The organism is Nitrospirota bacterium (assembly GCA_016212185.1).
GTDB lineage: Bacteria > Nitrospirota > Thermodesulfovibrionia > UBA6902 > DSMQ01 > JACRGX01.
The window spans coordinates 1-9,416 of the sequence record JACRGX010000062.1 but is presented as its reverse complement, the minus strand read 5'-3'; the positions used below and the strand labels follow the sequence as shown (position 1 = coordinate 9,416).

The window sequence follows — 9,416 nt, the reverse complement described above, 5'->3', positions numbered from 1 at the left end:
ATGTTATGTTATAACATTTAATCACTTTACAAAATTCTAAGGAGGAATTAATGAAAAAGATAATTATTTTAATATGCCTGACGCTATTTGCCTTTGGATGCGGACAGAAAGGGACTTCATCCAGCACCATTCTCGTAACCGTCAAAGGCGCAAAAATAACAAAAGATACTTTTCTTAAGGAATTCAGCCGCCTTCCTGAATGGGCCAAGGCTAAATTTCAGAATGAGGAAGGGAAAGAACAATTCCTCAATGAACTGATAAAGAAAGAGCTTCTTTACGGCAAGGCAAAAAAACAGGGCCTTGAGAAAGATAAAGAATACATGGCGGCGCTTGAAGAATTCAAGAAAATGGAGCTTATCTCCCTCCTGCTTAAAAAGGAAATTGAGGGGAAAGTGAATGTTACCGATGAAGAAGTAAAAACCTTCTTTGATAAACATTCATATGAGTTTAAGGCAGGCGAAGAAGTAAAGGTAAGCCACATCCTTACAGCTACGGAAACTGAAGCGCATGCAGCTTATGAAAAAATAAAGAAAGGCGAAAGTTTTGCCGCAATTGCAAAGCAGGTCTCACAAGACAAGGCTTCAGCCCAAAAAGGCGGCGACCTCGGCTCAATTAAACACGGGCAGCTGGTGCCTGAATTTGATCAGTATGCATTCCGCCTGAAAGTCGGTGAAATGAGCGAGCCTTTTAAAACCCGGTTCGGCTATCACATCATAAAAGTTACAGGGAAAAAAGAAGGCACTCAGCTTGCTTTTGAGCAGATTAAGGATTCTGTCAAGAGACGTCTGATGTCTGAAAAGCAAAAAGACATCTTTGACACTATGATTGAGAACTTAAAGAAAGAAGCCAAACTGAATATTGATAAAAAGGCGCTTGAGGCGGTAGAAATACCAAAGGCCGAAGCGCCGCAGACTCCGCCCCACGGAAAGACCGGAGAATAATCAGGGCTGATTTACTCTATTATCTTGTTTCTTGAGTTAAGCCTGATGATTTTCGGGGAAAATTTTTTGAGCTCATCTTCTGTGTAGTATTCATAGCAGAAGATGATTATCCTGTCTCCTGCAATTCCCTTCCTGGCAGTCGGACCGTTAAGGCATATCGTCCCGGAGCTTTTTTTGCCGGGAATTACATAAGTTTCAAATCTTTCTCCATTGTTAAGATTGCTTATCATAACCTGTTCATATGGTCTTATGCCTGCAGAAATAAGTATTGCTTCATCAACGGTCAGGCTGCCCTCGTAATTGATGTTGGAGTCCGTAACTGTTGCCATATGTATCTTGGACCTGAGCATGCACCTCAGCATGATAAAACTCCGTAATGCGTAATGCGTGACTCGTAATGTGAGTAAAAAATCTCAACCTTCATCCTTCAACCTTCATCCTTTCATTATTCTATTATCTTCGGCACCCTGTAGAAATCACCAGCGCTGTCAGGGGCGTTTAGGAGGGCCTTGTCCTTTGACAGCGAAGGAATGGTCCTGTCTTCCCTGAATATATTTTTTATTGAGAGCACATGCGAGGTAGGCTCCACATCTTTTGTATCAAGCTCATTTAGTTTGTCTATGTATTGGAGGATGCTACCCAGTTGTTTTGAAAACAGCTCTTTTTCCCCTTCTGCAAGCTTAATCCTCGCAAGAAGGGCCACACGCTCAATCTCCATCAAAGCCTCTCAAGATTGGCAAATTTCAGCGACAGTCTTTTTACCCCGACTGTGGAGAAATTTACCATTACTTTTACGTCGTCTGTTTCGCCGTAACTATCCCTCACCACCCCAATTCCCCACTTGGGATGTTTTACCCGGACGCCGGGCAGAAAAATTGAAGGGGCTGGAAAATCCACGGTCCGCGAACGCTTGGGAGTTATCCTCGCAACAGGCTCAACCATAGGGATAGGCATCATTCCTGTATAGAAATAGCATCCTGAAGGTATTTCACTCAAAAATCTTGACGGCTCCAGCTCCTGCATGGACGAATAAAGCCGTCTTTTTTTGGCGCTGGAAAGAATAAGTATATCCTTAGCCCTTGTTATGCCGACATAAAAAAGCCTGCGTTCTTCATGCAGTTCTTCCGGGTTTTTTATGGCATGGAAATGAGGCAGGAGCCCGTTTTCAACTCCTGCTATGAACACAACCGGGAACTCCAGCCCTTTGGCGCTGTGAAGGGTCATGAGTGTAATGCAGTTGCCGTCAACCCGCTCGTCCGCTCCGCTGAAAAGCGAGGCCGTATCAATTAATTCCTGCAGGCTCATGCCTTCTGCCGAACGGATAATCTCAGTGAGGTTTTCAATGCGCTCCTTTTCAACCCATTTGATATACCCTGTCTTTTCAAGGACTAATTGTATAAGCTGAGGCGGGGCCATTCCGCGTTTGGCAGTTAATTCATCAATAATCTCTATGAAATCAGTAATCTTTTCCTTCAACGCCGCAGAATCACTGCTGGAGGAAAGAGATTTCATAGCATCAAAAAAACTCTTATTTTTCTTCTTAGCCTCATTTTCTATCCGCGCCGTTGTGGTGTCGCCGATACCCCTTGGCGGACAGTTTATAATCCTCTTAAGGCTGACTGAATCCTTTGGGTTATTGATAACCTTGAGGTAAGAGATAATGTCTTTTACCTCTCTTCTCTGATAAAAACTTATTCCGCCGATTATGCGGTACGGCATGCCGTACACCCTCAGCGCCTCTTCCAATGCCCTGGCCTGAAGATTCATTCTGTACAGAACGGCAAAGTCGCTGTATGAATATTTACCTTTGAGATAAAGCTCTCTTATGGATTTTGCAATATAACGCGCTTCGTCATTTTCACTGTTTGCAATGCAATAGTATAATTTTTCCCCTTCATTTTTCTCGGTCCATAGTTTCTTCGGCTTTCTTACGGGGTTCTGGGAAATAACGCCTCCGGCGGCATCAAGAATTACCTGCGTGGATCTGTAATTCTGTTCCAGTTTTATCACTCTGGCTGAAGGAAAATCTTTTTCAAAAGACATTATATTCCTTACGTCGGCGCCCCTGAATCTGTAAATGCTCTGGTCGTCATCTCCAACAACACAGAGATTATTATGCGCTCCGGCAAGAAGCTTGGAAAGCCTGTACTGGGCTGTGTTTGTATCCTGAAATTCATCAACCATTATATGCGAGATTTCCTTATTGTATTTTTTAAGCACAGCCGGATGCTCTTCAAACAGGCGTACGGTATGCATAATCAGATCGTCAAAATCAAGGGCGTTGTTTTTCTTTAATTCATCCTGATATCGTACATATACCCGCGCAAATTTTTCATCAAAGTCAAAGCTGGTCTCATTATTAAGAAATTCATGCGGCCCAATTAATGCAGCCTTCAGGGATGATATCCTTGATGCAATGCCTCTATAAATTGCCTCATGCATCTTAAATTCCTTCAGTATGGAGCGCACAAGGCTGTTAGAGTCATCATCATCATAAATTACAAAATCACGATAAAAACCAAGGCGGTCAATCTCTTTTCTTAATATCCTGTTGGAAAGGGCATGAAAGGTCCCTATCCATAAACCCTTGAGGCTTTTGTTCATCAGCCTCTCAATCCTGCTGCGCATTTCCCCGGCAGCCTTGTTCGTAAAAGTCATGGCAAGTATTGAGGCCGGAGGCACTTTATGCGCTGAGACTAAGTGTGCAAACCTGTATGTGATTACCTTTGTCTTTCCGCTTCCGGCGCCTGCAAGTATAAGCAGCGGGCCTTTGGTGTGCAATACTGCATCTCTTTGCTGGGGATTAAGGTCGTTCAGTAGTGAATTTTTGCTCATTAGTACCTGCTAAATGCTTTATTAAGGCTATATCTATAATACCAGATTGATCTTCCCTGTGGCAAGACCACAGGGAATCTAATGTAAGGAATTCCCTTATCCTATTCGCTCGCTTAATCCCCGTGGCAAAGCCACGGGGATTAAGCGAGCTATCCATTTAACAAGTAATTTGTATTATATTATTACTCCACCGTAACGCTTTTTGCAAGATTTCTCGGCTGGTCCACGTCACAGCCCCTCAAAACCGCTATATGGTATGCCAGCAGATGAAGCGGAATGGTAAATAACACAGGGGTAAGATACGGATTTGATTCAGGAAGGAAGATTACATCCGGAGTAAGAGCAGTAATATTACCATCCCCCTCTGTTGCAAGGGCTATGACCAGGCCTCCCCTGCTTTTTACCTCCTCAATATTGGAGAGAATTTTCTCATAGACCTTATCCTTCGGCGCAAGGACCAGCACAGGCATTTCGTTGTCTATAAGGGCAATGGGCCCGTGCTTCATCTCGCCTGCCGGATAACCTTCCGCATGGATATAAGAGATTTCCTTGAGTTTCAGCGCGCCTTCAAGGGCTATCGGATAATGGAGGCCCCGGCCCAGGTAAAGAAAATCTTTTGCCTGAAAATATTTTTTTGCTATCCTCAGGACGGACTCCTCAAGCTTCAGAACTTTTTCAACCTTTTCAGGCAAAAGCAGCTGCTCCTGGAGCATCTCCCTTATCCTGTTTTTATCAAGGGCGCCCCTTGCATGTGCGAGGGCTATAGAGAATAAATAAAGTGAAATAAGCTGTGTGGTAAAAGCCTTTGTTGATGCGACCCCTATTTCCGGGCCGGAGTGCGTATAAAAAACACTGTCAGCCTCCCTTGAGGAAGTGCTGCCGACCACATTGCATATGCTTAAAACCTTGGCCCCCTTGCGCTTTGCCTCACGCTGGGCCGCGATTGTGTCCGCCGTCTCGCCTGACTGGGTTATTACAATTACAATGCTTTCTTTCGGGATTATAGTATTCCTGTACCTGAATTCTGATGCGATATCAACCTCCGCGGGCACCCCGGCAATGTCTTCAATCATATATTTGCCTGCCAGAGCAGAATGCCATGACGTGCCGCATGCAACAAGAAATATCTTGCATGCCTTCTTCATTTCGGCGGCAGTCATTGAAAACTCTTCTAAATCCACCTCGCCTTTTTCCAGCGAAAACCTGTTTCTAATAGTATCCGTTAGCGCCCTCGGCTGCTCAAATATTTCCTTTAACATAAAATGTCTGTAACCGCCCTTTTCAGCCATTGCAGGGCTCCACGTTATGGTCGTGATTTTCTTATTCAGGGGATTCCCTTCAAGGTCTGAAATGGCAACTCCGCCGCGGGTGATTACCGCCATTTCGTTGTTATCAAGAATTATCGCATCCCTCGTATAATTAAGAAATGCGGGAATATCCGATGCTATAAAAAATTCGTCCTGCCCGAGCCCGAGAATAAGCGGACTGTCCTTTCTTACCGCAATAATCCTGTCGGGTTCATCCTCTCTGATAATTCCAATGGCATATGCGCCTTCAATATGCTTCAGGGCCTCTCTTGTTGCGCCCTCAAGCTTTAGTCCCTTTTTTACATGCCTGTCAATTAAATGGCATATGACTTCCGTGTCGGTTTCAGACGTAAAGACATGCCCTTCTTTTTTAAGCTCTGTTTTAAGCTTAAGGTAATTTTCAATAATTCCGTTATGAACGACAACAATCCCGCCGGCCCTGTGCGGATGCGCATTTTCCTCTGAAGGCCTGCCGTGGGTGGCCCAGCGCGTATGCCCTATGCCGGTGTGGCTTTGGAGGTTTTCATCTTTTATTGAACTTTCAAGCTCACGTATCTTGCCGGCGCAGCGTCTTACATGGATCTTGCCGCTTTTGACAAATGCTATGCCTGCGGAGTCATAACCTCTGTACTCCAGCTTCTTAAGCCCGTCAATAAGTATCGGGATGGCGTTTTGCTTGCCTATGTAACCAATTATTCCGCACATAATTAAGACAGTTAACAGATGACAGTGAACAGTTAAAAACCCTCATCCTTCAACCCTGTTATTTTTCAGATGTACCAGCGGGCCTATCACACTCCCGCCTTTTATCCTGCTCTGTTCAATAAATGTATTATCTTTAACTATAACCCCGCGGCCGATACTGCTGCCGCATATCCTCACGCCTGGATAAATTACACAGTTTCTGCCTATTGATGTACTGTCTTCAAAGCATGTATTGGGATGGATAACCGCATCTTTCCCTATTTTAACAGAAGGCTGAATAATTGTCATTGCAGGGTCCATGAATGTGACCCCTTTCGTCATCCATTTTAAAATAATTTTTTTATTCAATATGTCCGCCGCCTGAAAAAGTTCCGCTCTTGTGTTGACGCCGCGGACCTCTTCTGCCGGACATTCATAAGCCTCAACTTTCCTGCGGGCCTTAACAGCCTCCCTGACAATATCAGTGAGATAATATTCGCCCGAAGAGCTGTGCAGTCTCAGACTGCTGAGATAATCCATAACAGGAGGTTCAATAGCATAAATCCCCGCATTTAATTCCCTTGCCCTTGTTTTTTCATCTGAAGTTGCATGTTTGTCTTCAATTATCCCTGCAACCATTCCTGATTCATCACGCAGTATCCTGCCGTATCCCGACAAAGATTCATCAATAAAAAAACCGACTGATAAATCATTCCCGTAAGTCATGTGTTTTTTTAAAAAGGTCTTCAGCGTTCTGCCTGTTATTAACGGCGAGTCTCCGTTAATGACAACAGTTGTACAGCGGTTTATCCCCCTTAATGCCTTCTTTGCCTCTGTTAGCGCATTGCCGGTGCCAAGCAGTTTTTTTTGAAAAACAAACGACACAGACCTGTTTTTAATCTGCCGTTTTACCTCGTCTGCGCCGGAATTAACAACTATTACAATCTTCTTCGGCTTCAGCGCGGTTACGGCGTCAACCGCATACCGGATCATAGGCCTGCCCAAAACTTCATGCAGTACCTTCGGTTTAAGGGAGTTCATGCGTTTGCCGCGCCCTGCCGCAAGGATCACAGCGCATATGTTCATTTGTAAGAACCCGCCTTATCCAATGGAGGGCTTTCAGCAAGATAATCAGGCGTCACTATTCCGCCTGAGAGGATTATCTTTATTCCCTCGTCAACAGTGAGTTTTGTATAAAGAACTTCGTCCTCCTTAAAAAGCGCAACTGAGCCGAGATATAAATTGTTGGTAGGGATATATACCGCCTTAAGGCAAATTTCAGAGTCGCCTGCAGGTTTTAAACAGCATTCCTTTGTCAGAAAACCGAATGAATAAACGCCCATCCTCGGATATTCAATAATCACAAATTTTTTAAAGGCGCTTTTATTTTCCGGCGAAAAGGCGTCCACCATCTGCTTGATGGGCATGTATATGCCTTTGACAACCGGGATGTGCAAAAGCCATTTTTCTATAAGAGTCAAAACCTTTTTGCCGAATACATTGGTGGATATTATTCCTGCAAGGAAAATCAGCAGTATGATGGTTACAAATCCGAGCCCTGCCGTATGGAAGCCGAGGAGATTATCGTAAAACTGCCCGAGCAGACCGTCAACAATCTTGAAAAACCAGATAAGCACTGACAGGGTTACGGTTATCGGGATTAATACAAACAGACCCGCAATAAATTTCTTTTTAAATGTTTGTTTAAAAGTGATTTTCACTGAGTCCGGCATTGTTTAATGATACTGCTTTTATGGCGGGATTTTCAACCTGCTTCTTATTTCTCAGTAATTATACATAGCGACTTAATTTATGTCGCATAAGGCAACCTCTCTGTCATGCTGGCTTGTCCAGCATCCTTCTTCAGAGAAAGATTCCAGACAAGCTGGAATAACAGATAATTCGGCAATTATTATGTCGTTATGTATAAATATGAAAAGAACCAAAAAATTATTAACCCATTATGCATTACGCCTGCCGGCCGGCAGGCGTTACGGTCTTACTGTCCTACCACCGTAAAATTCCCACTGCTTACATTTTTAGATGGCGCGCTGTAATAAAGCGTGTTGTCGGGTTTTTTAATCTGCAACCCCATTTTATCAGGACTGCCATCAGTGATTGTTGCTGTAAATGTGTATCCGGAAACATTATTCACCTTGCCTGCGCCTGTAATCGTTGCAACGCCGCCTGAAACTGATATTCCTGTGATTGATGTGCTCACAAAATACAGCCTGGCGCGGGTATAGTAATAACTGAAAGTGCTTGTTCCCAATGAAGATGCATTTACATTAAGCGTTAAGCTGGCCCTGAATAAAGGAACAGGATAGTTGTTGCCTGAGCCTGAGGCTGTAATAACCGGCGTTGCAGGGTTGCAATCGTCATCTATGCCGTTGTTTGCAATCTCGGCTGCGCCGGGGTTGACTGCAGGATTACTGTCGTTACAGTCCACATCTGAGGTATAACCATCGTGGTCGTTATCTACAATTCCGCCGCATACAGGCCACACATAAAAGAAGTTGTACTTACTGCCGTCGTACACATCGCCATACCATAAATCAACAAACCACGCGGAGTTCGTATCGTAGGCGCTTGTAGTAGAAGTCCAGTAGAGGTCCGACTGCACATTTGTAAAAGGATGTTTTATCTGCAAAGAAGGGTTGAAACGCGAAAAGTCAATCAAACTGTAAAGCTCTTTTTTATTCGGAAGACGCCAGTCATTATGTCCCAGATAACTGCCGCTGTTCAGGCATGCTGCATAATCAAGCGCCTCCTGCCATGTCTTAGAGACTCCCGGATCACACGAAGAAGAACCCGGGGCATTGGCATCCTTGGTCCACATCAAACCCGTAAGGTTATCTGTAACTGTCCCCGTGCCGTTATCTGTAAATCTTGGATCGGGCCATGCAGCGCCCCTCTCAAGGTCTCCATCGTCTCCCGCAGAATAACTTATTGTCTGCCCTGTTTTAGGCAGTGAAATAACCCCGCCAGACTGTCCTGAACGCACTGGCAGGATGTAGCTGCTGTAGTCCTTACCGACAACAATCCCGTAGCCGTTCAGCATATCAGTGTATCTCGCAAAAAATGAAAGGTCGGCATCCGTAGTAGATGTCCAGTAGATGTCCGGCTGAATATTATAAAATCCCTGCTCGTTAAGCCATGACGCCGGATTCGGCTCGTTTGCATTCACAAGGCTTTTAAGCTCATTGACATTCGGCAAAACCCAATCCGTATAACCGCATAATCCGCCGATGCTGTTCAACTGAGCCGCATAATCCAGCGCTCCCTGCCACATCATCAGGTTATTAGAAAGATTTCCGTTTCTGGCCCACATTAAACCCGTAAGATTGTCTGTAATACAATCACCGCTCACAGTAAACCTCGGATTAGGCCATGCCTTCCCTGCCTGAATCTCCCCGTCCTGACCTGTGCCTGCGCAGGCAATCTCAGCGCCGTCTAAGGTATAACACTTTGTCTGCCCTGTCCGCGGAAGGTTAACTGTGCCGGCGAAGGCTGGAACAGACAGCAATACAACCAATAAAAGTCCTACAATTAAAATCATTGACCCGAAAATACCTTTAGATCTGTCATTCCCCGATTTAATCGGGGAATCCAGTCCTTTTAAAATGCTTCCCATAAATTTACGCATAGT

Annotated in this window: 8 protein-coding genes; 1 reads left to right on the top strand and 7 read right to left on the bottom strand. The window is 44.6% G+C overall.

The features are described 5' to 3' along the window. Nucleotides 1-50 precede the first annotated feature (50 nt). Nucleotides 51-941: a peptidylprolyl isomerase gene (locus tag HZA10_07370; protein MBI5196126.1), complete on the top strand. Its 891-nt coding sequence runs from the start codon at nt 51-53 to the stop codon at nt 939-941. 11 nt (nt 942-952) lie between these two features. On the opposite strand, the gene HZA10_07365 is transcribed toward HZA10_07370, so the two are convergent. The 7 genes from HZA10_07365 to HZA10_07335 all read right to left on the bottom strand — a co-directional run bounded on the left by HZA10_07365 (nt 953) and on the right by HZA10_07335 (nt 9,401). Beyond that, nucleotides 953-1,303 (bottom strand): aspartate 1-decarboxylase, encoded by a 351-nt coding sequence (locus HZA10_07365; protein MBI5196125.1) that lies wholly within the window; start codon nt 1,301-1,303, stop codon nt 953-955. An 83-nt stretch (nt 1,304-1,386) separates the two neighbouring features. After that, nucleotides 1,387-1,659 (bottom strand): Asp-tRNA(Asn)/Glu-tRNA(Gln) amidotransferase subunit GatC, encoded by a 273-nt coding sequence (gene gatC, locus HZA10_07360; GenBank protein ID MBI5196124.1) that lies wholly within the window; start codon nt 1,657-1,659, stop codon nt 1,387-1,389. Then, nucleotides 1,659-3,776: a DUF3553 domain-containing protein gene (locus HZA10_07355; protein ID MBI5196123.1), complete on the bottom strand. Its 2,118-nt coding sequence runs from the start codon at nt 3,774-3,776 to the stop codon at nt 1,659-1,661. Before HZA10_07355 ends, gatC begins: the two co-directional genes overlap by 1 nt. A 182-nt stretch (nt 3,777-3,958) precedes the next feature. Beyond that, on the bottom strand, nt 3,959-5,788 hold the full coding sequence (gene glmS / locus HZA10_07350) for a glutamine--fructose-6-phosphate transaminase (isomerizing) (GenBank protein MBI5196122.1): 1,830 nt from the start codon (nt 5,786-5,788) through the stop codon (nt 3,959-3,961). Between the two features lie 42 nt (nt 5,789-5,830). Further along, the gene (locus tag HZA10_07345; protein MBI5196121.1) at nt 5,831-6,853 is read right to left on the bottom strand and encodes an NTP transferase domain-containing protein; all 1,023 of its coding nucleotides are present in this window, start codon (nt 6,851-6,853) and stop codon (nt 5,831-5,833) included. After that, entirely contained in the window at nt 6,850-7,500 is a 651-nt protein-coding gene (locus HZA10_07340; GenBank protein MBI5196120.1) for a DUF502 domain-containing protein, read from the bottom strand. The genes HZA10_07345 and HZA10_07340 overlap by 4 nt, the downstream gene beginning before the upstream one ends. A gap of 266 nt (nt 7,501-7,766) precedes the next feature. Then, complete coding sequence (locus HZA10_07335; GenBank protein MBI5196119.1) at nt 7,767-9,401, bottom strand: DUF1566 domain-containing protein; 1,635 nt, start codon at nt 9,399-9,401, stop codon at nt 7,767-7,769. Nucleotides 9,402-9,416: the final 15 nt, after the last annotated feature.